The 24470-nt window shown below is 67.2% G+C and carries 24 protein-coding genes; 5 read left to right on the top strand and 19 right to left on the bottom strand.

The genetic code is table 11. The annotated features are described in order from the left end of the window. Nucleotides 1–422: 422 nt before the first annotated feature. On the bottom strand, nucleotides 423–1619 hold the full coding sequence (locus LDL21_RS02015) for an NAD(P)/FAD-dependent oxidoreductase (protein ID WP_225278588.1): 1197 nt from the start codon (nucleotides 1617–1619) through the stop codon (nucleotides 423–425). A gap of 122 nt (nucleotides 1620–1741) precedes the next feature. Then, complete coding sequence (locus LDL21_RS02010) at nucleotides 1742–3223, bottom strand: MFS transporter (protein ID WP_225278587.1); 1482 nt, start codon at nucleotides 3221–3223, stop codon at nucleotides 1742–1744. 102 nt (nucleotides 3224–3325) lie between these two features. Here LDL21_RS02010 and LDL21_RS02005 point away from each other — a divergent pair, with 102 nt between their 5' ends. After that, the gene (locus LDL21_RS02005) at nucleotides 3326–4222 is read left to right on the top strand and encodes a helix-turn-helix transcriptional regulator (protein WP_225278586.1); all 897 of its coding nucleotides are present in this window, start codon (nucleotides 3326–3328) and stop codon (nucleotides 4220–4222) included. A gap of 20 nt (nucleotides 4223–4242) precedes the next feature. On the opposite strand, the gene LDL21_RS02000 is transcribed toward LDL21_RS02005, so the two are convergent. Then, nucleotides 4243–4695, bottom strand: a complete 453-nt coding sequence (locus LDL21_RS02000) for a MarR family winged helix-turn-helix transcriptional regulator (protein ID WP_225278585.1) — start codon at nucleotides 4693–4695, stop codon at nucleotides 4243–4245. 99 nt (nucleotides 4696–4794) lie between these two features. Between LDL21_RS02000 and LDL21_RS01995 the strand changes: the two genes are divergently transcribed. After that, a complete protein-coding gene (locus LDL21_RS01995; protein ID WP_225278584.1) occupies nucleotides 4795–5313 on the top strand; it encodes a nuclear transport factor 2 family protein in 519 nt (172 codons plus the stop codon). Nucleotides 5314–5350: 37 nt separating this feature from the next. Here the strand turns inward: LDL21_RS01995 and fusA (LDL21_RS01990) are convergent, their stop codons facing one another. After that, complete coding sequence (fusA, locus tag LDL21_RS01990) at nucleotides 5351–7429, bottom strand: elongation factor G (RefSeq protein ID WP_225278583.1); 2079 nt, start codon at nucleotides 7427–7429, stop codon at nucleotides 5351–5353. Nucleotides 7430–7689: 260 nt separating this feature from the next. Here fusA (LDL21_RS01990) and LDL21_RS01985 point away from each other — a divergent pair, with 260 nt between their 5' ends. After that, nucleotides 7690–8118, top strand: a complete 429-nt coding sequence (locus LDL21_RS01985) for a PPOX class F420-dependent oxidoreductase (RefSeq protein WP_225278582.1) — start codon at nucleotides 7690–7692, stop codon at nucleotides 8116–8118. Nucleotides 8119–8200: 82 nt separating this feature from the next. Next, nucleotides 8201–8551 carry a nitroreductase/quinone reductase family protein gene (locus tag LDL21_RS01980; RefSeq protein ID WP_225278581.1) on the top strand — a complete coding sequence of 117 codons (351 nt, stop codon included), beginning with the start codon at nucleotides 8201–8203 and terminating at the stop codon, nucleotides 8549–8551. 3 nt (nucleotides 8552–8554) lie between these two features. Here LDL21_RS01980 and LDL21_RS01975 read toward each other — a convergent pair whose 3' ends face one another. The 8 genes from LDL21_RS01975 to hppD all read right to left on the bottom strand — a co-directional run bounded on the left by LDL21_RS01975 (nucleotide 8555) and on the right by hppD (nucleotide 16326). Beyond that, nucleotides 8555–9364: an alpha/beta fold hydrolase gene (locus tag LDL21_RS01975; protein WP_225278580.1), complete on the bottom strand. Its 810-nt coding sequence runs from the start codon at nucleotides 9362–9364 to the stop codon at nucleotides 8555–8557. Between the two features lie 149 nt (nucleotides 9365–9513). Beyond that, nucleotides 9514–10704 carry an elongation factor Tu gene (tuf, locus tag LDL21_RS01970; RefSeq protein WP_225278579.1) on the bottom strand — a complete coding sequence of 397 codons (1191 nt, stop codon included), beginning with the start codon at nucleotides 10702–10704 and terminating at the stop codon, nucleotides 9514–9516. 114 nt (nucleotides 10705–10818) lie between these two features. Next, the gene (gene fusA, locus LDL21_RS01965) at nucleotides 10819–12921 is read right to left on the bottom strand and encodes an elongation factor G (RefSeq protein ID WP_225278578.1); all 2103 of its coding nucleotides are present in this window, start codon (nucleotides 12919–12921) and stop codon (nucleotides 10819–10821) included. Between the two features lie 33 nt (nucleotides 12922–12954). Continuing rightward, nucleotides 12955–13425, bottom strand: a complete 471-nt coding sequence (rpsG, locus tag LDL21_RS01960) for a 30S ribosomal protein S7 (RefSeq protein WP_067485171.1) — start codon at nucleotides 13423–13425, stop codon at nucleotides 12955–12957. A 1-nt stretch (nucleotide 13426) separates the two neighbouring features. Further along, complete coding sequence (gene rpsL, locus LDL21_RS01955; RefSeq protein WP_056814220.1) at nucleotides 13427–13801, bottom strand: 30S ribosomal protein S12; 375 nt, start codon at nucleotides 13799–13801, stop codon at nucleotides 13427–13429. Nucleotides 13802–14073: 272 nt separating this feature from the next. Continuing rightward, nucleotides 14074–14631, bottom strand: a complete 558-nt coding sequence (locus tag LDL21_RS01950) for a DUF3558 domain-containing protein (protein WP_225278577.1) — start codon at nucleotides 14629–14631, stop codon at nucleotides 14074–14076. Next, entirely contained in the window at nucleotides 14628–15152 is a 525-nt protein-coding gene (locus LDL21_RS01945) for a DUF3558 domain-containing protein (RefSeq protein ID WP_225278576.1), read from the bottom strand. Before LDL21_RS01945 ends, LDL21_RS01950 begins: the two co-directional genes overlap by 4 nt. Nucleotides 15153–15183: 31 nt before the next feature. Continuing rightward, nucleotides 15184–16326, bottom strand: a complete 1143-nt coding sequence (gene hppD, locus LDL21_RS01940) for a 4-hydroxyphenylpyruvate dioxygenase (protein WP_225278575.1) — start codon at nucleotides 16324–16326, stop codon at nucleotides 15184–15186. A gap of 131 nt (nucleotides 16327–16457) precedes the next feature. Between hppD and LDL21_RS01935 the strand changes: the two genes are divergently transcribed. Then, a complete protein-coding gene (locus tag LDL21_RS01935; RefSeq protein WP_225278574.1) occupies nucleotides 16458–17006 on the top strand; it encodes an Lrp/AsnC family transcriptional regulator in 549 nt (182 codons plus the stop codon). A 173-nt stretch (nucleotides 17007–17179) separates the two neighbouring features. Here LDL21_RS01935 and LDL21_RS01930 read toward each other — a convergent pair whose 3' ends face one another. The 7 genes from LDL21_RS01930 to LDL21_RS01900 all read right to left on the bottom strand — a co-directional run bounded on the left by LDL21_RS01930 (nucleotide 17180) and on the right by LDL21_RS01900 (nucleotide 24411). Continuing rightward, on the bottom strand, nucleotides 17180–17872 hold the full coding sequence (locus tag LDL21_RS01930) for a GntR family transcriptional regulator (RefSeq protein WP_225278573.1): 693 nt from the start codon (nucleotides 17870–17872) through the stop codon (nucleotides 17180–17182). 86 nt (nucleotides 17873–17958) lie between these two features. Further along, complete coding sequence (locus LDL21_RS01925) at nucleotides 17959–18948, bottom strand: isopenicillin N synthase family dioxygenase (RefSeq protein WP_225278572.1); 990 nt, start codon at nucleotides 18946–18948, stop codon at nucleotides 17959–17961. 11 nt (nucleotides 18949–18959) lie between these two features. Next, nucleotides 18960–20120, bottom strand: coding sequence for a periplasmic binding family protein (locus tag LDL21_RS01920; RefSeq protein ID WP_225278571.1), 1161 nt, complete (start codon nucleotides 20118–20120; stop codon nucleotides 18960–18962). Nucleotides 20121–20131: 11 nt separating this feature from the next. Continuing rightward, nucleotides 20132–20980 carry an ABC transporter permease gene (locus LDL21_RS01915; RefSeq protein WP_225278570.1) on the bottom strand — a complete coding sequence of 283 codons (849 nt, stop codon included), beginning with the start codon at nucleotides 20978–20980 and terminating at the stop codon, nucleotides 20132–20134. Then, nucleotides 20980–21765, bottom strand: a complete 786-nt coding sequence (locus LDL21_RS01910) for an ABC transporter ATP-binding protein (RefSeq protein WP_225279208.1) — start codon at nucleotides 21763–21765, stop codon at nucleotides 20980–20982. Before LDL21_RS01910 ends, LDL21_RS01915 begins: the two co-directional genes overlap by 1 nt. A 109-nt stretch (nucleotides 21766–21874) precedes the next feature. After that, nucleotides 21875–23179, bottom strand: a complete 1305-nt coding sequence (locus LDL21_RS01905) for an amidohydrolase family protein (protein ID WP_225278569.1) — start codon at nucleotides 23177–23179, stop codon at nucleotides 21875–21877. 125 nt (nucleotides 23180–23304) lie between these two features. Further along, entirely contained in the window at nucleotides 23305–24411 is a 1107-nt protein-coding gene (locus LDL21_RS01900; RefSeq protein ID WP_225278568.1) for a winged helix DNA-binding domain-containing protein, read from the bottom strand. Nucleotides 24412–24470: the final 59 nt, after the last annotated feature.

The following is a 24470-nucleotide window of genomic DNA, read 5'->3' as shown; positions in this document are numbered from 1 at the left end:
CCAGCGGCCCCGCATCACCCAAGTGCGCCACCTACCGCACTCCCAGCCACACGGCACCAATTGAGTCCGCCACCTACCGCACTCCCAGCGGCCCCGCATCACCCAAGTGCGCCACCTACCGCACTCCCAGCCGCACGACACCAATTGAGTCCGCCACCTACCGCACTCCCAGCGGCCCCGCATCACCCAAGTGCGCCACCTACCGCACTCCCAGCCACACGGCACCACTCCAGTCCGCCATGACCGCACTCCCAGCCCCGCACGACCCGACCTCGAGGAGGGTCCGCCGCGAAGCGGCGCAGCGGCCCCTCAGGGGCCGCGCTCGAGCGCGCCAGCGCTCCAAAAACACAGCCCAATACCTTTGTGGTGCACAAAACACCGAAGTGGTTCCGTAAAGCCGCTCGGGAGTTACCCAACCAAAGTCACGACGTAGCAGCCAGCAGATCAGCCACCGGCGTAGGCGCAGCCAACTTCGCCCGCAACTTCATCACCTGAGCCGTCATCCCCGCCCCGAGAACAGCGGTGAGAATCCCGTCCCTGGAGTAATAGGCGAGAAACTTGTGCCCGTCCTCGGACACGACAGTGACCTCGTCAGCAGGATCAGGCGTACCGAGAGCCTGAATCTTCACGTCGTATTGATCACTCCAGAAGTACGGCACCCGCGCAGCCGTAGGCGCCGCACCCCCGAGCAGCGCGGTAACCACCAGCTTCGCCTGCTCACCAGCACTGGTCCAATGCTCGACCCGCTTGCGAATGTCACCGTAACGCCAAGCAGCCACATCACCGACCGCCCAGACACCCTCAGCGGACGTACGCCCCAGCTCGTCGGCAAGCACACCCCCGCCCGCAGCCGGCTCGGCCAGTTCGATACCGGAACCGGCCAGCCAGTCGGTGGCGGGCACCGACCCGATACCGATCACCACCAGATCGGCATCGATATCGGAACCGTCGCTGAGCAGCGCGCCGCGCACATGCCCGTCGACGTCCACCCGAAGCGTGTCCACGCCGACGCCACAGTGCAGGTCCACGCCGTGGTCGCGGTGCATACGACCCACGTATCCGCCGATCTGCTCGCCGAGTACCGACGCGAGCGGGGCCGGCTGCGGTTCGACGAGGGTCACGTCCTTGCCCGCGGCGCGGAAGCTCGCAGCCAGTTCGCAGCCGATGAAACCGGCGCCGATAATGAGGGCGCGCTGGGCGGCGGCCAGGTCGGCGCGCAGGGATTCGGCGTCGTCGTGGGCGCGCAGTACGTGTACGCCCGTCACCTCCTCCACACCGGGCAGGCGGCGGGGGCGCAGGCCCGTGGCGATGACGAGCTGGTGGTAGGCGATGGTGTCACCGTCGGCGAGGGTGAGGGTGCGCGCGGCGGTGTCGACTCGGGCGACAGCGGTGCCGAGGCGCAGCTCGATGTTCTTCTCGGCGAAGAACTCCGGCGGGCGCAGAGTGGTGTCGTCGGTCTCGCCCCGCACGAACTGCTTGGACAGTGGCGGGCGATCGTACGGCGGCCGCGCCTCGTCCCCGACGAGCAGCACACCCCCCTCGTACCCGGCTCGGCGTAATTCCTCGGCGGTACGCAGGCCTGCCAGGCCCGCTCCGACGATGACGATCGGCGCGCTCATATATTTCGTCCTTCCCTCTCGCTTGTTTGTACCAGTGCGCCGGTCGTGAGTGTGGTTCACGTCGCATTCGGGCAGCGATGTGATGCCGCCCGACGATCGGAGCGTCGCCGATGGTCTCTTCGTCAGAGACCCGCCGGAGCGGGTTGCGCGACCTCCACATCCACTGGACGCGAGCGCAGAACGCGCAGCGCGACCAGGCCGAGGAGCGCGTGCAGCACGGCGGCGGCCGCGGCGACGACGTGCAGCCCGTCGACGAACGCCGATCGCGCATCGGCGGCGGCTGCCGGGAACAGGCCGGGCAGGTCCAGGGTCGCGCCGAGGGTGGGCGCCAGGTCGGGACCGCCGATGCGGAAGACGAGCGCGGCCAGCGAACCGAACAGGGCGATGCCGAGAGCATTGCCCAGCTCGTTGCCGGTTTCGGCGAGCGCGGCGGCCGACCCCGCGCGCTCGGGCGGGACCGCCGCGACCGCGATATCGGCGACCACGCTGAACGAGATGCCGTAGCCGATGCCCGCCACGGCCGTCGCCGCGATGTACCAGCCTGCACCGGCGGTCGTACCGGTCGGCAGCAACAGCAGCAAGCCCGCGACGATGGTGAAATGCGCCGTGACGAGCGCGGCCGAACGACCGATCCGGGCGGCGATCGCCGGCGTGACGACGGCGGTGACGGTGAGGACCACGGCCCCGGGCACCGCGAGCAGCGCGGCATCGGTGACGGTGCGGTCGAGCACGGACTGCAGATAGATGCCGCCGAGATAGGCGGTGGCCGACCACGCCGCCAGCGGCAGGAAGCCGGTGACGATCGCGACCGTGAACACGCGGTTGCGGAACAACGCGAAGTCGATCAGCGGGTTCGTGATCCGCCCCTGCCTGCGCCCGAACCAGCCGAGCAGCACCGCACCCACCAAGCCCGCGCCCGTAGCCGAAGGCGAAATACCCTCCGCGGCTGTGTGTTTCACCGCGTACATCGCGAGCAGCAGACCCGCCGCCGAGGTAGCCACACTCGCCACGTCGATCCGGGCGGACACCGTGGCCCGCACCTCCTCGAGCAGGATCGGCGCGAACATCAGGAACAAGAGCACCACCGGCACATTGATCAGCAGGACCGACCCCCACCAGAACCGGCTCAGCAGCTGACCCGCGACGATCGGTCCGATCGCGAATCCGGCGGCGAACGTGGCCGCGAAAATACCGATGGCCTGAGCTCGGCGCCTCGGATCGGTGAACAGGGTGCCGAGCACGGCCAGCGCCGACGGCAACAGCGTCGCCCCGGCCACGCCCATCAGCACGCGGAACGCGATCAACGACTCGGGGCTGGTGGCGAAAGCCGCGCCCACCGAGCCGAGACCGAACATCGCGGCGCCGATCAGCAGGAGCCGTTTGCGCCCGTAGCGGTCGCCGATGGTGCCGAAGGCGATGAGCAGGGAACCGACGGCGAAGCCGTAACTGTCCAGGATCCACAGGGTCTGATCGGCGGACGGGGACAGCGCGCCGGTGATCGCGGGCATCGCCAGGAACAGCACCGAACCGTCCATCGCGACGAGCAGAACCGGACCGAGGACCACCAGCAGGCCCAACCAGGCCCGCACCGGAGAAGCATTCATGTCACCGAATCTGAGCCTTGGCGTGCGCGGCAACCAGACCCGGCGATGGGTACATCCGGCAGGGATACCCACGCGCGCGCCGTGCTCCCTACGATCGGGACCATGGAGCTGGAAAGCCTCGGCGTCTTCCTCAAAACCCGCCGCGACCGCATCACCCCAGCCGACCTCGAGCTGCGCACCTACGGCGCCACCCGCCGGGTACCCGGGCTGCGCCGCGAAGAACTCGCCCAGCTGGCGGGAGTGAGCGCCGGCTACTACACCCGGCTCGAACAAGATCAGGCGGGCACGGCGTCGCCGCAGGTCATCGATGCCCTCGCGCGGGTACTGCGCCTCGATGCCGCCGAGACCGCACACCTGCACAACCTGGCCGGACGACCGACCACACCACGACTCACCCGCGACGAACCCGAACGCGCCCACCCCCGCGTCCTCGCCCTACTCGACGCGCTCGGCGACACCATGCCCGCCCTCGTCCTCGGCAGGCGCGGCGACGTGCTCGCCTGGAACCACAGCGGACACGCACTCTTCGCCGAACACCTCGACTTCGCCGCCCCCGCCGACCCGGTCGAGCGCCCCTCGATCCCGCGCCAATTCTTCCTCGATCCGCTCACCAGGGACCTGCATCGCAACTGGGACGAACTCGCCCGCATTCACGTCGGTTACCTGCGGCTCACGGCGGGCCGCTACCCCACCGACGCACGCCTGGCCGAACTGATCGGCGAATTGACCATGCGCAGTACGGAATTCGCGACTCTGTGGGCCGAGGGGGAAGTCGCCGACTGCACCGTCGGCACGATGCGACTACAGCATCCGACGGTCGGCAGCGTGGATGTGGACTATCAGGTGTGGTTGCAGCCCGACAGCCCCGACCACCGGCTCGAGGTCTACACCGCCCGCAACGAGGCCTCCGCCGACGCCTTGCAGCTGCTGCGCGGGGCACCGGCTGCGCGTCGGCCCACGACACCGGAAGACCAGGCCTTCACGGGCGAGCACCGCTGATCGAATAGCACGGGTGAGCTTCACCGCCCCGCGTGGTCGTCCAGCACGCGGCTGAGCAGACCGACGAGCTGGTCGCGTTCGCCCTCGGACAGCGCGCCGAGTAGTTCCTGCTGGGCGGCGCGCAGCTTGCCGTCGAGGTCGGCGAGGTGGGTGGCGCCCGGCTCGGTGATCGTGACGATATTGCGGCGCCGGTCCTCGGGGTCGGGGCTGCGGTCGACGAATCCGCGCCCGGCAAGGTCGTTGAGCGCACCGACGATATCGCTGCGGTCGATGCCGGTGCGTCTGCCCAGTTCGGCCTGGCTGGCGGGACCGAACTCGGCCAGGGTGGCCAGCAGCGCGAAGTGATGCCTGCGTGAACCGGTGCCGTCGAGTGCGCGTTCGGCGGCCCGGTCGGCCAGCACCGCGACCTGGGTGAGCAGTCGCGTCGGCATCCCTCGCAGCCTGGCCGCCGCCCGCACTCCCGTGAGTTCCATGGCCTCATCGTATCAAGCATTTGTTGGTCGCACCCACGAATGTTATCGTTGGTCGCACCTACATTGGTGATACCAACAATCAAGCCGAAGGCTGAGATCATGACCGAAATCCGTTACCTCCTGCCCGTCCTCGCGCTGCCGACCGCGCTGCTCGCCACCGCCTGCACCGACTCCACCGACCAACGACTGCGTGAGCTGGAAGACCGCAACGAGATCCACGCCCTCGTCGACAGTCTCGCCGCAGCGCTCGAAGAAGGACGATTCGACGCCTTCGCCACCATCTACACCCCCGATGTGACCGCCAAATCGCCCGGCGGGGAGGCCACCGGGCTCGACAAGGTCATCGCACTCGCCGGCCGCAACCACTCCGACCAGCAGCGCTCGCCGCACTACATCAGCAATGTGCGCATCGAACTCGCGGGCGATCGGGCGCAGGTCCGGGCGAACTCGCTGTTCGCGTTCGTTTCCAGCGCACCCACCCCCGGCCGGGTGGCCCCCGAACCGTTCTACGCCGGTGGTGGCAGCTACCGATTCGATGCCGTGCGCACGCGCGACGGATGGCGCTTCGCCCGCGTGGAAACCGCGCCCCTGTGGACGGTCGGCACCCTGGCGTCCTGAGTTGGTGGCGCCTGAGGAGACGCCACCGACATCCCGGTCAGCTTCTCGCGATGATCGACTTCGCGACCTCCGGTGGGACCGGGGCGTAGGAGTCGAACGTCATCGAGAAGTTCGCTCGGCCACGGGTTTTCGAGCGAAGATCACCGATGTAGCCGAACATCTCCGACAGCGGGGTCAGCGCGCGGACGACGTGGGCGCCGCCGCGCTCGGCCAGCTCGGTGATCCGGCCACGCCGGGTGTTCAGATCACCGATCACCTCGCCGACGTACTGCTCGGGCGTGACGACCTCCACGGCCATCATGGGTTCGAGCAGCACCGGCTTCGCGCGCGCCACCGCCGCGCGCACCGCTGCCGCACCGGCCAGCCGGAACGCCAGATCCGAGGAATCCTGCACGTGGGCGGCGCCGTCGAGCAGCGTCACCAGCACGTTCACCAGGGGGAAGCCGGCGAGCGGGCCCACCGCGAGCGCGTCTTGCGCGCCCGCGTCGACCGCGGGGATGTACTCCTTCGGCACCCGCCCACCGGTGACCTGGTTGCGGAATTCGTAGACGGCGCCGTCGTCGGCCACGTGCGGGGCCAGCGCGATCGCCACCTTCGCGTACTGCCCGCGTCCACCCACCTGTTTGCGGTGGGTGTGTTCGAGCAGATCGACGGGAGCGGTGACGGTCTCGCGGTAGGCTACACGTGGTTCGCCGATGGTCGCGTCCACCCGGAACTGTCGTTTCAGCCGGTCGACCAGGATTTCCAGATGCAGCTCGCCCATGCCGCCGATCACCGTCTGTCCGGTTTCGGCGTCGACGCGCACGGTGAACGTCGGGTCTTCGTCGGCCAGGCGGGCCAGGGCGGTGCCGAGCTTGTCCTGGTCGGCGCGAGTCCTCGGTTCGATCGAGACCGACAGGACCGGGTCGGGGAAGGTCATCGACTCCAGCACGATCGGGTCGTGCCGATCGCACAGGGTGTCGCCGGTGCCGGTGGCTTTGAGGCCGATGACGGCACAGATCTGCCCCGCCCGCACCCGATCGATCGCGATCTCGGTGCTCGCGTGCATCTGGAACAGTTTGCCCAGGCGTTCCTTTCGTCCGTTCGTCGAATTCAGCACGGTGGCACCGGGTTCGGCGGTGCCGGAGTACACGCGCAGATACACCAGCGTCCCGAAGAACGGATGCGCCGCGAACTTGAACGCCAGGGCCGCGAACGGCTCGGCGATATCGGGTGCGCGATGCACGTGTGTCCCTTCTGTCGAGAAGCCGTGCACAGCAACGACATCCACCGGCGACGGCAGGTAGTCGACGATGGCGTCCAGCAGCGGTTGTACGCCGATATTGGCCAGCGCCGAACCGCACAGCACCGGATAGGCCGTGGCGTCGAGCGTCATCCGCCGGATCGCGGCTTTGAGGACATCGACGGCGATCGGCTTGCCGGACAGGTAGCTTTCCAGCACCTCGTCGTCGGCTTCGGCGACCGTCGCCAGCAGCGCCTCTCGATGCTGAATCGCCTTGGCCCGCAGCTCCTCCGGTATCTCGACCGTCTCGTAGCGCGCACCGTTTCCGGTGTCGCCACGCCAGCGCTTCGCGGTCATGTCGACCAGGTCGATCACGCCCTCGAACTCACGTTCGGCACCGATCGGCAGCTGGATCACCAGCGGGCGCACACCGAGTCGTTCCGCGATGGTCCGCACGGTGAAGGCGAAATCGGCGCCGAGCTTGTCCATCTTGTTCACGAAACAGATCCGCGGCACACCGTAGGTGTCAGCTTGGCGCCACACCTGCTCCGACTGAGCCTCCACACCCTCCTTGGCATCGAACACCGCGACCGCGCCGTCGAGCACCCGCAGCGTGCGTTCCACCTCGGCGGTGAAGTCGACATGGCCAGGGGTGTCGATGACGGTGATCTGATGCTCGGCCCATTCGCAGGTGGTCGCCGCCGAGGTGATGGTGATGCCGTGCTCACGCTCCTGCACCATGTGATCCATCACGGCGGTACCGTCGTGCACCTCACCGAGGGTGCGAATCACGCCGGTGTAGAACAGGATTCGTTCGGTGATCGTGGTCTTGCCGGCGTCGATGTGGGCGGCGATGCCGATATTGCGGAGGCGGGCGAGGTCGGTTCTGGTCATGGGATGCTCCCGGCCGAGTCGGTTTCGGAAAATCGACGCTCGCCGGTGAGGCGCTCCGGGGACGGCACGGGCGTCGGGTCACGCGGCGTCGCCTCGGCGCCACACGGACCCGATGCGAACTAGAACCGCGACTGCGGACGTACCGTGAACATGGACTCTTTGTACGCGGCCCGATCCGGGATTGTCGACAGGTTTTCCGCGCGGGCATAAACGCAGGTGCACAACGGTTCGTCAGAACACACCGACAACAGGAGTGGCCCATGTCCGAACAGTTCGATCCGCACGCCCTGCTCGCCGAGGCGAAGATCGGTGTCCTCGCCACGATCAAAGCCGATGGCAGACCCCAGCTTTCACCGGTCACCCCCTACTACGACCGCGAAGCGGGCGTCATCTACGTCTCGATGACCGAGGGCCGCGCCAAAACCGCGAACCTGCGCCGCGACCCGCGCGCCGCCCTCGAAGTGGGCAGCGCCGACGGCTGGTCCTGGGCAACCGCCGAAGGCACCGCCCAGCTCACCGGCCCCGGCACCGACCCGAACGGCCCCGAGGTGGAAGCCCTCGTCGCCTACTACCGCGCCGCCGCGGGCGAGCACCCGGACTGGGACGAATACCGCGAGGTGATGGTCTCCGACCGCCGCGTCCTGATGACGATGACCGTCGAACACGTCTACGGAGCCAAGGTCCGCTGATCAGTCGGCTCTCAGTGATCTGCCATAGTCGACCGGTACCGTCGAAACCCGCACACTCTCGTGAAAGATCAGGGGCGGGTATATGTTTCAGAATCCGATGTTCCGGCGCGGCATGCGCGTGTTCAATGCGGTGGTCGTCTTCTTCACCAAGGCGCCCGTCCTGCGCAGGTACCTCGGCAAATCCTTCGCCGAGATCAGCTACGTCGGGCGGCGCTCGGGGCGGACGTTCAGCACTCCGGTGAACTACCGGCGCTCCGGCGACGAGTACGTCATCGGTGCCGTCATGCCGGATCAGAAGACCTGGTGGCGCAACTTCCTCGGTGCGGGCAGTCCCCTCACCCTGCGCATCGACGGCGTGGACCACCACGGACATGCGATCGCGCACCGGGACACGCGAGGGCGGGTCACGGTGCGGATGCGCCCCGACGCCTGATCCTTATGTGGCCGAGAGGAATTCGGTGATCTCGGGGGCGAAGCGTTTGTGCTTGATCGCGCCCATGTGGGTGGTGTCCGGGTAGAGGGCGAGACGGGCGTTCGGAATGCCGTCGGCGGTCTGGTGGAAGATCGACTGGGGGTAGAACTCGTCGCGTTCGCCGCCGATCACCAGGGTGGGGGCGGTGATGTCGGTGAGGCGGTCGGTGACGTCGAAGGCGTCTTCGGCGCGGACGAACGCCAGGGTGTCGGCGGGGTTCTTCGGGCGCATCAGCGGGTCGGCGAGCCAGGCCACCGCACCGACCAGCCTGGCCTTCATCGGCGACTCGATACCGACGGTCGCCATGTGCTGGAGTGCGCGTTTGCCTTCGGCGGCGGCCGTCGCGTACTTCAGCTGTGCGGCGCGAGCCGGCTCGGGCAGCCGGCACCCCGACGACGCGATCACCAGCCTGCGCACCGCCGACGGATGATCGGCGGCCAATTGCAACGCCACCGACCCACCCGAGGAAATCCCCAGCACATCCACGGGCCCGCCGAATTCGGCCCGCAAAGCCTCCGCGTGGTCGCGCGCGATATCGGCCATCGACGTCCCCTGCGCCATCCCCGGAGCCCGATTCACCGCGTACACCCGGAAGTTCCCGGCCAGCGGCGCCAACGTTTTCACCTCGCTGGCCCGCATCCACCCGCTCGGGTTCGTGTGATCCGGCGTGAACCACCGCAGGAACACCAACGGCCGCCCCTCCCCGAACGCGAAGTACGGCAGCCCGTGCCCGAGCTCCCCCTCGACAACCTCGAACCCCTTCACCACAACCACGCCGCCTCCATTCACCGGAACACCTGAACCAGGAACGCTACCCACCACCACCCCGCCGAGCGATGACCCCAAAGGTGGTGCCCCCGGAAACGCCGAACGGCGCCGCTCCCGAAGGAGCGACGCCGTTGCGGTGTCAGCGAGTCAGAGACTCACTTGACGATCTTCGTGACGCGACCGGCGCCGACGGTGCGGCCACCCTCGCGGATCGCGAAACGCAGGCCCTCGTCCATGGCGACCGGCTGGATCAGCTTGACGGACATCTCGGTGTTGTCACCGGGCATGACCATCTCGGTGCCCTCGGGGAGGGTCACAACGCCCGTCACGTCCGTGGTACGGAAGTAGAACTGCGGGCGGTAGTTGTTGAAGAACGGGGTGTGGCGACCGCCCTCGTCCTTCGACAGGATGTACGCCTGGCCCTCGAACTCCGTGTGGGGAGTGGTGGTGCCCGGCTTCACGACGACCTGGCCACGCTCGACATCTTCGCGCTTGATGCCACGAACCAGCAGACCGACGTTGTCGCCGGCCTGGCCCTGGTCGAGCAGCTTGCGGAACATCTCGATACCGGTGACGGTGGTCTTGGTGCTCTTCTCGCGGATGCCGACGATCTCGACTTCCTCGTTCACGTTGATGATGCCGCGCTCGACACGACCGGTGACGACGGTGCCACGACCGGTGATGGTGAACACGTCCTCGACCGGCATCAGGAACGGGAGCTCGGTCTCACGGACCGGGTCCGGGATCGAGTCGTCGACGGCCTTCATCAGCTCGACGATCGACTCGGCCCACTTCTCGTCACCCTCGAGGGCCTTGAGGCCGGAGACGCGAACGACGGGGGCATCCTCGTCGAACTCCTGCGACGCCAGCAGCTCGCGGACCTCCATCTCGACGAGCTCGAGGATTTCCTCGTCGTCGACCATGTCCGACTTGTTCAGCGCGACCAGGATGTAGGGCACGCCGACCTGACGGGCGAGCAGCACGTGCTCGCGGGTCTGCGGCATCGGGCCGTCGGTGGCGGCGACCACGAGGATGGCACCGTCCATCTGGGCCGCACCGGTGATCATGTTCTTGATGTAGTCGGCGTGACCCGGGGCGTCGACGTGCGCGTAGTGGCGCTTTTCGGTCTGGTACTCGACGTGGGAGATGTTGATCGTGATACCACGAGCCTTCTCCTCCGGCGCCTTGTCGATCTGGTCGAAAGCGAAGCTCTCGTTCAGGTCCGGGTACTTGTCGGCGAGCACCTTGGTGATGGCCGCAGTCAGCGTGGTCTTGCCATGGTCGACGTGACCGATGGTGCCGATGTTGACGTGGGGCTTCGTCCGCTCGAACTTCGCCTTCGCCACTGTTGTCCTCCTGGACTAGTTAGTGCGTGCTTTTTTGCAGCAGTGCGGTTAATAAGGGGGGTCGTGCTGACGCCCGGTTGCCGCGGCCAAGCGTACAAGGCCGCGGCAAGCGAATTACTCGCCGGTCGCCTTGGCGATGATCTCCTTGGACACGTTGGCCGGAACCTCCGCGTACTGGGCGAACACCATGGAGTAGTTCGCGCGACCCTGGGTCTTCGACCGCAGGTCACCGATGTAGCCGAACATCTCCGAGAGCGGAACCAGCGCCTTGACGACACGGGCACCACTGCGTTCCTCCATGGCCTGGATCTGGCCACGGCGGGAGTTGAGGTCGCCGATCACTTCACCCATGTAATCCTCGGGTGTGATGACCTCCACCGCCATGAGCGGCTCGAGGATCACCGGACCGGCCTTACGGGCCGCTTCCTTCAGGGCCTGCGAACCCGCGATCTTGAACGCCATCTCCGAGGAGTCGACGTCGTGGTACGCGCCGTCGAGCAGGGTGACCTTCAGGTTCACCAGCGGGTAGCCGGCGAGCACGCCGTACTGCATGGCGTCCTGGGCACCCGCGTCGACCGACGGGATGTACTCACGGGGCACGCGACCGCCGGAGACCTTGTTCTCGAACTCGTAGTGCGCACCGTCTTCGCCGACGAAGGGCTCGACCGCGATGATGACCTTCGCGAACTGGCCGGAGCCACCCGTCTGCTTCTTGTGCGTGAACTCGAGCTTCTCGACCGGCTTGGTGATCGTCTCACGGTAGGCCACCTGCGGCTTACCGACGTTCGCCTCGACCTTGAACTCGCGCTTCATGCGGTCGACGAGGATGTCGAGGTGGAGCTCACCCATACCGCCGATGACGGTCTGGCCGGTCTCCTGGTCGAGCTTCACCGAGAACGTCGGATCCTCGCGCGCCAGCTTCTGGATCGCGGTGCCGAGCTTCTCCTGGTCGGACTTGGTCTTGGGCTCGATGGAGACCTCGATGACCGGGTCCGGGAACGTCATCGACTCGAGGACGACCTGGTTCTGCGGATCCGAGAGGGTGTCACCGGTGGTGGTGTCCTTCAGACCGATCACGGCGTAGATGTGACCCGCCGAAGCGGTGGTCACCGGGTTCTCCTTGTTGGAGTGCATCTGGAACAGCTTGCCCAGACGCTCCTTCTTGCCCTTGGTCGAGTTCACGACCTGCGAGCCGGAGTCCACCTTGCCCGAGTACACGCGGATGTAGGTGAGCTCACCGAAGAACGGGTGCACCGCGATCTTGAACGCCAGGGCCGAGAACGGCTCGTCGACGTTCGGCTTGCGGGTCAGGATCTCGTCTTCCTTGCCGGGCACGTGGCCGGTGGTGGCCTCGACGTCCAGCGGGGAAGGCAGGTAATCGATGACCGCGTCGAGCATGGGCTGCACGCCCTTGTTCTTGAACGCGGAACCGCACAGCACCGGGTACAGCTCGGAGTTGACGGTCATCTTGCGGATGGCGCCCTTGATCTCCTCGACGGAGAGCTCCTCGCCACCGAAGAACTTCTCGAGCAGCGACTCGTCGGACTCGGCGACGGTCTCGAGCAGCTCCTGGCGGTACTGCTCGGCCTTGTCCTTGAGGTCGGCCGGGATCTCGACGACTTCGTACTCTTCGCCGAGCTTGGTCTCGCCCTTCCAGACCTTGGCGTTGTTCTCGACCAGGTCGACGATGCCCTCGAAATCGTTCTCGGCACCGATCGGCAGCTGGATGACCAGCGGCTTGGCACCGAGACGATCCTTGATGGTCTGCACGGTGAAGTAGAAATCAGCGCCGAGCTTGTCCATCTTGTTCACGAAGCAGATACGCGGCACGTCGTACTTGTCGGCCTGACGCCACACCTGCTCGGACTGGGGCTCGACACCCTCTTTGCCGTCGAACACCGCGACCGCACCATCGAGCACGCGCAGCGAACGCTCCACCTCGACGGTGAAGTCGACGTGCCCGGGGGTGTCGATGATGTTGATCTGGTTGTCTTTCCAGAAGCAGGTGGTAGCGGCGGAGGTGATGGTGATACCACGCTCCTGCTCCTGCTCCATCCAGTCCATCGTGGCCGCGCCGTCGTGAACTTCACCGATCTTGTACGTGATGCCGGTGTAGAACAGGATGCGTTCGGTCGTGGTGGTCTTGCCCGCATCGATGTGGGCCATGATGCCGATGTTGCGGACCTTGTTCAGGTCGGTGAGCACGTCCTGTGCCACGAAATTCTCCCTTTTAAGTGACGGGCCGGACTATCACCAGCGGTAGTGCGCGAAGGCCCGGTTCGACTCGGCCATCTTGTGGGTGTCCTCGCGACGCTTCACCGCGGCACCGAGGCCGTTGCTCGCGTCGAGGAGCTCGTGGGCGAGACGCTCGATCATCGTCTTCTCACGACGGGCGCGGGAGTAGCTGACCAGCCAGCGCAGCGCCAGGGTGTTGGCGCGGCCCGGACGGACCTCGACCGGCACCTGGTAGGTGGCGCCACCGACGCGGCGGGGCTTCACCTCGAGGGCGGGCTTGACGTTGTCGAGCGCGCGCTTGAGGGTGACGACCGGATCGGTGCCGGTCTTCTCGCGCGCCTGCTCGAGGGCACCGTAGACGATGCGCTCGGCGGTCGACTTCTTGCCGTCCAGCAGAATCTTGTTGACCAGCTGAGTGACCAGCGGGGACCCGTAGACCGGGTCGTTGATCAGCGGACGCTTGGGTGCGGGGCCCTTGCGTGGCATATCAGCTCTTCTCCTTCTTGGCGCCGTAGCGGCTGCGGGCCTGCTTGCGGTTCTTCACACCCTGGGTGTCGAGCGAGCCACGGATGATCTTGTAGCGGACACCCGGGAGGTCCTTCACACGACCGCCGCGGACGAGCACCATGGAGTGCTCCTGCAGGTTGTGGCCTTCACCGGGGATGTACGCCGTGACCTCGATCGCGCTGGTCAGGCGAACGCGCGCGACCTTACGCAGCGCGGAGTTCGGCTTCTTGGGGGTGGTGGTGTACACGCGAGTGCACACGCCACGACGCTGCGGGCTCCCCTTCAGGGCCGCAGTCTTGGTCTTGGTGACCTTGTCGCGGCGACCCTTGCGGACCAGCTGGTTGATGGTTGGCATAGACCGGCTTTCCTTATTGGTGATTGCGGTAGCGGAACACGTGTCTTCAGTTCATCGAGCTTTCACTCGCACGTCCGACCGTGTTTCCGTTTACCCGCGGTCGGGCGTGTCGCGCGCAGCTCAGGGCCCTTTTTCTGGGCACGCTGGAACGTATCAGCCGCTCTCGCTGGCCTACGTTCACGCACGAACTTGCCCGTAGCAATCCGGGCACAGCGATCCACGATACGCGCCTGCCCGAACCGGGGTCAAAGCGGGGTCCTACGTCAAGGCTTCTACCTGGCCAGATCCAAGGTCAGTTCGACCAGCTTCTGCGCTCCCGCACACGGATCCGGGTGGGCCGAGCCCGGCCGGTAGTTGATCCACCAGCCGATGACCCCGACATCAGCGGCCGGCGCGGTGACTCCGCAGGAGTCGTTGTCGCCCGGCCTGCGCACCTGCAGGGCCCTGCGACCCTGCACCGTGATGTCACCGGTGAGGTACCCCAACTTCTCGTTGGTGGTCTTCTCGTTGTTCAGCGTACCCATCTCGTACCAGTTGAGGGTGGCCATGGCCGAGCCGCCCGGTGCGTCGTCGATGTCCCACATGCACACCGCACCGCTGAACGAGGTCTCCACCATCTGGGCGTTGCCGACGATCTCCCCGATCTTGGCGATATCGACGACCTCGCATTCGCGCAGCAGGTTGTCGAAATTGGTGTTCACCTTTTCGCCGCCGCCCCGCTCGTCCTCCGGGGCCGGGCGGGCATTGCCATCGATCGTCCCGCCGCAGCCCGCGAGCGTGACGGTGAGCAGCAGCGCCGCCGCGGCGGTCGTGATCCTGGTGGCGCTCATCGCAACCGTCCAAGAGTGAGCTCGGCCAGTTTGCGCGCGCGATCGCACGGGTTGCCCGCGGAGGCGAAAGCGCCGTCGGAGATGGACCATTCGAAGAAATCGTCGTCGAGCTGCACCGCGAAATCGCAGATGCCCCCCGGGTCGAGGGCCTGGAAGCCCGGGCGACCGTTCACGTCGACGCGTTCCGGTTCGCGGCCGACGCTGGACACCCAGGCCCGCTCACGGTCGATCGGGCTGCCGCGATACGACGCGAATGTCACACTCGGCGCGTACAACCCGGCCGACTGCCAGTTGCACCCGGTCGAGTTCTTGTACACCCGCGTGATCTGGGACAGCCCGGCCAGTTGGCGCACCTCGTCGTCGGTGACGTGCCCGCACTCGCCGACGAAGGGCCCGAGCGAGGCCACCTTCGGTGGTGGCCGTTTCGGGCCGGTCGGCGAATCGGAGTCGCCCCCCGATCCGCACGACGACAGCACGACAGCCAGGGCCATGCCGGTGATGATCGCCGAGGGGATCCGCATGCCTTGAACTGTAGTGCGTGCGCGGACCCGCTCACAGGTTCCCGCGGGCCGCCTGTTCCCGTTCGATTGCCTGGAAAAGGGCTTTGAAATTGCCTTTTCCGAAGCCGAGTGAGCCGTGTCGCTCGATGAGTTCGAAGAACACGGTCGGGCGATCGGTGACGGGACGGGTGAAGATCTGCAGCAGGTACCCGTCTTCGTCCCGGTCGACGAGGATGCCGCGCCGCTGCAGTTCCTCGACCGGGACGCGGACGTGGCCGATGCGAGCACGCAGTTCGGGGTCCTCGTAATAGGCGTCGGGAGTGGGCAGGAATTCGACACCCTCGGCGCGCAGCGCGTCGACGGTGGCGAGGATGTCACCGGTGGCCAGGGCGATGTGCTGCACGCCCGGACCGCGATAGAACTCGAGGTACTCGTCGATCTGGGACCGTTTGCGGCCGACCGCCGGTTCGTTGAGCGGGAACTTCACCCGGTGGTTGCCGTTGGCGACGACCTTGCTCATCAGCGCCGAGTACTCGGTGGCGATGTCGTCGCCCACGAACTCGGCCATATTGGTGAAACCCATGACGCGCCGGTAGAAGTCGACCCAGCGGTCCATCTGGCCCATCTCCACATTGCCGACCACGTGGTCGATGGCCTGGAAGATCCGCGGGCCCGCGCGGTGGGTCGAGGTGCGCGCGATATAGCCGGGCAGATACGGGCCCGCGTAGCCGGAACGGTCGATCAGGGTGTGCCTGGTCTCGCCGTAGGTGGCCAGGGCCGCGGTGCGCACCGTGCCGAATTCGTCGCTCTCGTCGTGTGGTTCGACCAGGATGGTTGCGCCGTGCTCGCGTGCCCAGGTGACGCACCGGTCCACGTCGGGGACCTCGAGGGCGATGTCGACCACGCCGTCGCCGTGCCGGTCGTGATGGGCGACCAGCGGACTGTCCGGATCGACTGCGCCCTTCACGACGAACCGCGCTCCCCCGCTGCGCAGCACGTAGGCCTTGTGGTCGCGGTTGCCGGTCTCGGGGCCGGCGTAGGCCTCGAGCCGCATCCCGAAGGCCGATTGCAGGAAGTGCGCGCACTGGGTGGCGTTGCCGACAACCCACACCAGCGCGTCCCAGCCGGTGACAGGAAACGGATCGACACTGTCGTCGTGCTCGATCAGCCCGACGAGCTGCTGCTCAATGGTCATGACCTAGGAAAACGCGCCACTCGTGACCTAGGCAACAACCCGGCTCGAGCCTGGTCATGCTGACCAAAGTTGATACCTCAGGCTCCCGGATGGTGGACAATTTGAATAGCACCCGAGGACGGAGGTCTGGCATGCGCACACCCGCGAAACTGGACGAACTCGACCTGGCGATCCTGTCGGCCATGCACGAATTCCAGAAGGCCGGAATCCTGGAACTCTCGCGGCGCACGAAGGTGGCCCGCGCGACGGTGCAGGCCAGGATCAACCGGATGGAGGAGGCCGGGGTGATCGCCTCCTACGACCCCCAGATCGACGTCACCGCAGCGGGTTTCGATGTGCAGGCGTTCGTCACCCTGGAGATCGCCCAGGGCGCGCTCGACACCCTCACCGCCGAACTCGACGCGATACCCGGCGTGCTCGAGGCCTATGCCACCACGGGTTCCGGTGACGTGCTCTGCCGGATCGGTGCCGATTCGCACGCCGGTCTGCAGGCCGTGCTGCTCAGCATCGACCGGACCAGCGCGGTGGTGCGGTCGCACAGCGTGATCGTGCTGTCGACGGTGATCGAACGGCGCACGCTTCCCCTGCTGCGCACGCTGGCACCCGCCGGCACCGCGAAGGCACCCGCCTATCGGGATCGGCGTGTCAGCCCGCCGGGTACCCGCGCCACGGACCGGTAGGACGCACGCGAAAACCTCTGGCGCCGTGGCCGACTAGGGCCATCGAGCGTGACACCCGCCTCGGCACCGGCTCAGGCAAGCCGGTGCCGAGCGAGGCCGTCGAGGCACGGCGCAGCGCCGGGCGGGGTCGTTGAAGCGCAGCACATCAAAGCTTGGCCACGGGGCGAGGCGCGTCAGTGCCGGGTGAGGCGCGTCATCAGGCCGTGGACGTGTGCCTCCGCGGCAATGCGGGCCGATTCGGGGTGGCCTGATTCCAGGGCTTCGAGGATGCGGCGGTGTTCGCGCAGGGCCACGCGACGGTTGCGCGCCGAGCACCACAGGTCGCCGCGGTAGAGGTGTGCCTGGGCTTCCAGGCGCGCCGATTCGTCGGCGAGGCAGCTGTTTCCGGATGCGTCCCGGATGAAGCTGTGGAATTCCAGGTCGAGCTGGGCGTCGCGGGCCGCGTCGGTGGTGTCGTCCAGGTTGGTTTCCTGGGCGGCGATGACGGCCGCGAGCTTGTCGAGGTCGGCATCGGTGAGGCGGGTGGCGGCCGTGGCGGCGGCCAGGCCGTCGAGGACGGCGCGGACCGCGAGTACCTCGCGGATGCGTTCGTCGTCGACGGCGGCCACCTTCGCGCCGGCGTGCGGCGTGCTCACCGCGAGGCCCTCGTAGATCAGCTGCTGCACGGCCTCGCGCACCGGGCTGCGGCTCACCCCGAGCCGAGTGGCCAGCGCGGGCACGCTGAGTGGGCTGCCCGGGGCGAGTTCGCCGGAAAGGACCAGCTGCCTGATCCGGCGATGCACCGACGGGCCGAGCAGCGAACCACCGTCGTCGCCCAGCGTGCCCGCGCGCGCTGCCTCCGCCGGGCGCCGCTGCTCATCCCGCATGCTCGGGCGCCCCGCCGTGGCCACGCTCCGCTACCGTCTTCGGGCACCGACCGCTCATGAGAGTGTCCTTCCGTTGTCTACGCCGATTATCCCTGCGGCCGGTAGTTGGCTCGCACACGCTGGGAGAGGAAGTCGGCCGCGGTGACCGGTGGGTACTTGCCGCCGGGCCCCTGGATGATCGCGTCGCGGTCGGCCTGGGCGAAGTAGGCGATGCTGTAGCGCTCGCCCTGGTACTCGCCGTCGCCGGGGCTGCGGACCCGGTGGAAGTTCGACGGCAGCAGGTCGTCGCTCCAGCGGGTGAGCATGTCACCGATATTGCAGGTGATCAGGCTCGAGGACGGGGTGATAGAGGTCCATTCCTGTTCGGCCATCTCCTTGCCGGGACATACTTGCAGCCCGCCTTGGCCGTCGCGCTGGAAAAGCAGGGTGAGGCAGTCGAAGTCGGTGTGCGCGCCTGCCCGCCAGCGGCCGGGAACGCTGCGCAGTTCCGCGGGCACCGCGAAGTAGTGCAGTAACCGGAGTGCGCTCTGGTAGTTCGGCGATGCGGGATCGTGTGCGGCGGTGAAGTGTTCGCGCGCCAGTCCGAGCCGGTCGGCGAAGCAGGACAGCACCCGCATCGCCACTTCCCAGGCCCGGTGCTCGAAATCCAGGACACGCGAACGGAATCCGGGCAGCTCGGTCTCGCTCGGCCAGAGCCGGTCCATGTGCGGCCGGGTGACCTGATACGACTCCTTCTGATCGGGCACTCCGATGGACGGACGCACCTGACTCATGCTCTCCCAGCCGGCGTTGTGTTCCTTCACCAGCGGATATTGGCCTTTGATCTTTTCCGGCAAGGCGAAGAACTCCGCTGTGGCACGGAACATCTCGTCGATCAGAGCTTGCGGGATACCGTGGCCGGAGAGCTGGAAGAAGCCGATCTCGGTGGCCGCCGCCCACAGTTGGTCGGTGATCTCGGCGCGGCGATCCTCGAAATCGGTGAGGTCGACGACGCGGATCTCGCGGGCGGTTTCCCTCCCGAGGCCGCCCATCCGCTTCTCGCGCGAGACCTCGGACAGGTCGTAGCTGGTGCTCATGGAATGTCTCCTTATCCGGTGACGGAGATGGACGGGTCGAGGAATTCCTTGGTGACGAGATCCGATGCGCGCAGCTCGGTCGGCACGTTCGCCCCGCCCGCGCGCAGGATGGGCGCGAACTCGTCGATGATGCGCTGCACGCGGGCCTCGTCGAAGCTGCCGAGCACACCGTCGCTGTCGTTGCCGATCAGGCCGCCGTCGATCAGCGCTTTCGAGCCGAACGCGGCGAGCTCGGCGCTGTAGGGGCTGAGCTTGGGATTCTGCTCGACCACATCGACGACCACCTCGTCGACATGCGTCGAATCGGCCCGGAATTCGGCGGTGGCCCGCTGGATCATCGGGACCAATTTCTGCAGGCAGGGCCGCAATTCGGCGAGTTTGTCCACCCGGACGTTCACCGTGCGGGCGTATCCCTCGTAGCCCACGTCCTTGAGCAGTTGGTAGCGCACGGGCTTGTTCCAGGCGCGCACCTCGTGTTCGTAGGTGTAGGGCTCGGCGTTGACGAAACCCTGCTGTGCGAACGACGGGTCGGTGACGAACCGGGACGGCGAATTGTCGTAGGAGGCGTCGATCTGTTCGGCTTTCACCAGGCCACGCGCCACCAGCCAGTCCGGGTACAGCTGACCCTTGGACACCACGATCGGCTTGCCGGACCGGCCGATATCGGCGATCCCCTGCCAGCCGGGATTGGTCGCCGGATCCCACATCAGCATCTGCGGGCTGTTGCGCAGCAAGGTGGTGACCGCCACGATCGGCTGCTGCCCGGCGGCGGCGATGGCGTGCTCGGAGTGGGCGAGGCCGAGGGTGATGCTCTCGTCGACATACATCTGCGACGGCACCGTCTGGAAGCCGATGGCCGGTCCGCCCGCCCGAATCTCGAGTTCCACCCCGGTGTCCTTGCCCGCGGTGACGAGCGGACCGGTGATCTTGTTGTTGTCGGCGTCGACGGTGTAGCCGGGGCCGAGCAGGCCGAAGATCGGGCCGGAGTCGGTTTCCGGGGCCCATTGCAGCTGCACGACAACGGTATCCGGGCAGACACCGGCCAGCCGTTGATCGGCGGGTGCGGGTTCGAGGGCGACGGCGGGGTCGTCGCCGGTTTCGCCGGAACAGGCGGCGAGGGTGAGGGCAAGGGCCGCGATACCGAGGCGGCGCAGGGGGCGTGCGTTCTTCATGGTGGTTCCTTCTAGTGGGCCGAGTCGTGCCAGCGGCCGACGCTGACCGTCTGGATCAGCGTGAAAACGGTGAACACGAGCACCCCGAACAGGGCGGCGAGCAGGAGCGCGCCGATGAGGTCCTCGGATTGCAGCCGGGCGCGGTAGGTGTCGAGCAGGGTGCCGATGCCGGGTTTGCCCTGCGCGAAGAACATGTCGCCGATGATCGCGCCGGTGACGGAAAGCCCTGCGGCCGTGCGCAAACCGGTCAGCGTGGAGGGCAGGGCGGCGGGAAGTTGCAGGGACCAGAGCCTGCGCAAGCGCCCGGCGCGGCCGAGGGTGAACAGCTCGCGCAGGTTCGCGTCGACCGATTTGATGCCGAACAGCGTCATCGCGATGATCGGATGAATGGCGATGAGCACACAGACCGTGGTCCGCGCGGCGAATCCGTAACCGAGCCACAGCCCGATCAAGGGAACCACGGCGAGCACCGGAATCGCTTGCAGCACCACGGCATACGGGTAGACGACGTTCTCGATCGGTTTGGCCTGGCTCATCAGCACCGCGATGGCGACGCCGAGCACGGCCGAGATCAGCAGCCCGGTGAGCGCGACCCGCGCGGTGACCGCCAGCGCCTCGCCCATCACCTCGAGCTTCTTCGGATCGGCCAGCGACTCGGTGAACACCACATGCGGCGGTGGCAACAGGAAGCGGCGGCCCTCGCTGAGCACCAGCATCGACACCGCATACCAGGCAGCGAGGGCAAGAGTGATCGAAATAGCCGGCGCGGCAAGGGTCTTGGCGATCTTGCGCACGCGTGCGGTGGACAGTTCGGTCTCCGGCTTCGCCGGTATTACGGCCCGGGCAGCGATACTCACCATCAGGAAGCCTCTTTCAACGAGTGCGACACGCGCGCGACCAGTTCGGTGAAGGCGGGATCGAAGCGCAGTTCACGGTCGCGCGGATAGGGCAGGTCGACGTCGATCACCTCGTGCACCCGCCCCGGCCGCGCCGACATCACCACCACCCGCGACGCGAGGAAGACCGCCTCCGCCACCGAGTGTGTGATGAACAGGGCAGTGAAGGCGTTGTCGCGGTAGAGGCGGAGCAGTTCCTCCTGCATGGTCAGTCGCGTCATCTCGTCGAGCGCGCCGAAGGGTTCGTCGAGCAGCATCAGGCGCGGCTCCAGTGCCAGCGCCCTGGCCAGCGAGACCCGCATCCGCATGCCGCCGGAGAGCTTGCGCGGCAAGGCATTCGCGAAGTCGGCCAGACCGACCGCCTCGATGGCCCGTTCCACCCGCGCCCGGCGCACAGCGCGCGGCACCCCGGCCAGCTCCGCCGAGAGTTCGACATTGCGCCGCACCTTGCGCCAGGGCAGCAGGGTGGCTTCCTGGAAGATGAAGCCGATCGAGTTCGTCCGCACCGCAACGGCTCCCGCGCTCACCCGCTCGAGGCCGGCAGCCAGGCGGAGCAGGGTGGACTTGCCGCAACCGGACGGCCCGACCACGGCGACGAACTCGCCCTCGCGGATATCCAGATCGATGCCGGTGAGGGCCAAGGTGCCGTCGTCACCGCCGAAACGTTTGCCGACGCCCGCGAAGGAAACCTCGAGTCCGGCGAGCAGCGTTCTCGCATCCGCGTCGTTCACTGTGTCGTAGAGCGTCACCGTGATCACCTTCCTACGGTGGATGTTGCGTGCAACATGTGAATGAATTCAGTGTGGACTTGCTGGATTACATGCAATATGTGGCCTGTTTCTGCCGGATTAACATTCATCACATGTGGATCAGGCGGTGAGTCAGTTCCTCGGTGTCGACTCTCGTGCTGTGGCCGTCGCGGATAACTGCCTCGCCGTCGACCCAGACCGTGTCGACCACACGCGGTGACGCGGTCGTCAGCAGGGTCGCGCCCGGGTCGAGCACAGGCAGACAGGCGAAATCGCGATCGAAGCGGACCAGGGTGAGGTCGGCCCGGTCGCCGACGGCGATACCACTGTGCACCGGTCCGTCGAGCACCCGACCGGCCGCACCCGTTGCCATGTGCAGCATGCGGTCGATGCCGAAGAGGTCGGCGCGCCGGTGTGCGGCGCGCTGCAGATACGCGCCCATGCGCAAAGTCAGCAGCATGTCCTGGGTGTCGTTGCTGGCCGCGCCGTCGACGCCGAGGGTCACGTCGATCCCGGCGGCGAGCATGTCACCGATCGGGGCGATGCCGCTGCCGAGGCGCATGTTCGAGATCGGGTTGTAGGAGACGGTGACACCGCGCTCGGCGAAGACCGCGCGACCGTGCGCGTCGAGGTTCACACAGTGGACGGCGAGAGTGCGCTCCCCGAGGAAGCCGTTGGTGTCGAGGTAGTCGACGGCGCCCATACCGGCATGCAGGCGGCACATGTCGTCGTCGGTGGTGGTCTCGAGGACATGGATCGACACTGTTTTACCGGTCGACTCGGCGTAGGCGCGGGCCGCCGCCATGCCGTCGGGAGTGAGGCAGCGCGGGTTGGGCACGGCCAGCGCGGTGGTGATGCGCGAGCCCGCCAGCTGCCGGTCGAGTGCGTCGATATGGGCGAACGCCTCGTCGAGCGGTTGCATCAGGCGCGGGTCGAGGCCCCATTTGCGGGTGACGTCGGCGCGGTCGACGATGCCGCGCCCGAGGACCACCCGGATGCCGAGCTCGTCGAGCGCGCGGATCACGGCCTGGTGCACCTGGTCGGACGGGTTCGGCCACAGGTGCTCGACCACCGTGGTCACCCCGCTGCGCAGCAGTTCCAAGCCGCCGGCCAGAGCCGAGAGGTAGGTCTGTTCGGGCGTGGCGGCGACGGTGTGCTCGCCGACGCAGCGCAACCATTCCAGCAGCGGCAGCCCTTCACCCACGCCGCGAAGCACTGCCTGTTGCAGGTGGGTGTGGGTGTTGACGAAGCCGGGAAGCAGATAGCCGCCGCCACCGTCGAAGCGTGGAAGCGCCGCGTGCTCCTGGCCCGCCCGCAATGCGACGACCCGGCCGTCGCGGACGACGACCTCGCCGGGGCACCACCCCTGCGGTGTGTAGACGGTGACATCGGTGATGACCACGGACGAACCCATGCGCGCACCCTTTCGGTTGCGGCTGGTTCGCTCGCCGGGTTCAGCCGAGCACGACACCCGTTTCAGCCATGAACGTCGTGGTACCGACCCTAGGAATCCGGTATTTCCCCGGCGTTAAACCCGTGTCACGGACGGAGGTCGGCCTCCGGGTCGAGGATCTCGACGGCCGGAGCGGATTCCGGTTCCAGGAATGCGAGCAGGGCAGCGGCCTCCGATTCGACCTCTGCCGCTTCGGCTTTCGTCCATGCGCGGGTAGGGCTCACGCGGAGGCGGGCGGTTCCCGACTTCACGAAGACTTTGTAGACCCCTGCGGTGAAGCCGTCGATCAGGACCGGCGAGACATTGGCGCCGAAGGAACGCGGGGCGATGGTTTCGCCGATCACGCGGCTGCGGTCCTGATGGGAGAGCAGGGCGTTGTCGTACCAGCCGAGCAGGCGTACCGGGGCGGGCAGGTCGGGGTCGGCGAGTTCGAGTTCGGCGGCGTCGTAGAGGGTCCGGCCGCGCTCGTCGGTGTAGGTGCGGACGCGGTCGCCCAGGTCGGCGACCACCTGTTTCATGCCGGGCAGGCGTGACCAGGTCTGCATGTCCATGGTCGAGGCCGGGCCGAAGGCGCGCAGGTAGCGCAGGATCAGTTCGGCCACGGGGTAATCCGGGTCGAGCGGGGCACCGAGCCAAGGCTGCACCCGCGACCAGACCGGCCTGCTGTTGTCCCGCCAGCGGCCGCGCGGCGGGGTCTGCAGAACCGGGAGCTGGTAGAGCCAGGTCTGCGACACCGCGCCCGGATCGCGATCCGGGTAGCGGATGGCGGCTTCGGCGCGCAGGTCGGCGGCCGCCATCGGTTCGTCGCCGAGCACCGCTTCCCCGTCGGCTCGGACCTCCTCAGGGTCGAGACCGACCATCGCGCCGTAGTTGAAACCCTTACGGAAGGGCACCTTTTCGAGTTCGGGCTGAATGTGCGGGGCGATGCGAAGGGCGTCGGGCGGGGTGACGAGGTGGATGGTGCCGCGCATCAGGGTGATCCGCACCAGCGTGCGGTCGTCCAATCCGCGCGACACCGTATCGGGATCGAAATCGACTGTCCGGCTCCATAAACCGATGAACGGCGGCGGGACATCCTGCGCCTGCAACCCGACGAGATGCTCGCACATCCGCGGTGTGCTCAGCGTGGACCGCTCCAGGAGGTGCTGCCGCGCGAGCAGCGTCCGGTTCAGTACCCGCTTCGACAACTGCACGGCGCGCTCCTTCGGTCCCGGCGACGAACCGAACGCTACCCCGGCGGTCCGACAACCTC

This window comes from Nocardia rosealba (genome assembly GCF_020216065.1).
Taxonomy (GTDB): domain Bacteria; phylum Actinomycetota; class Actinomycetes; order Mycobacteriales; family Mycobacteriaceae; genus Nocardia; species Nocardia rosealba.
Note: the sequence above shows the minus strand (reverse complement) of the source record. Positions and strands in the feature narration are given on the sequence as shown.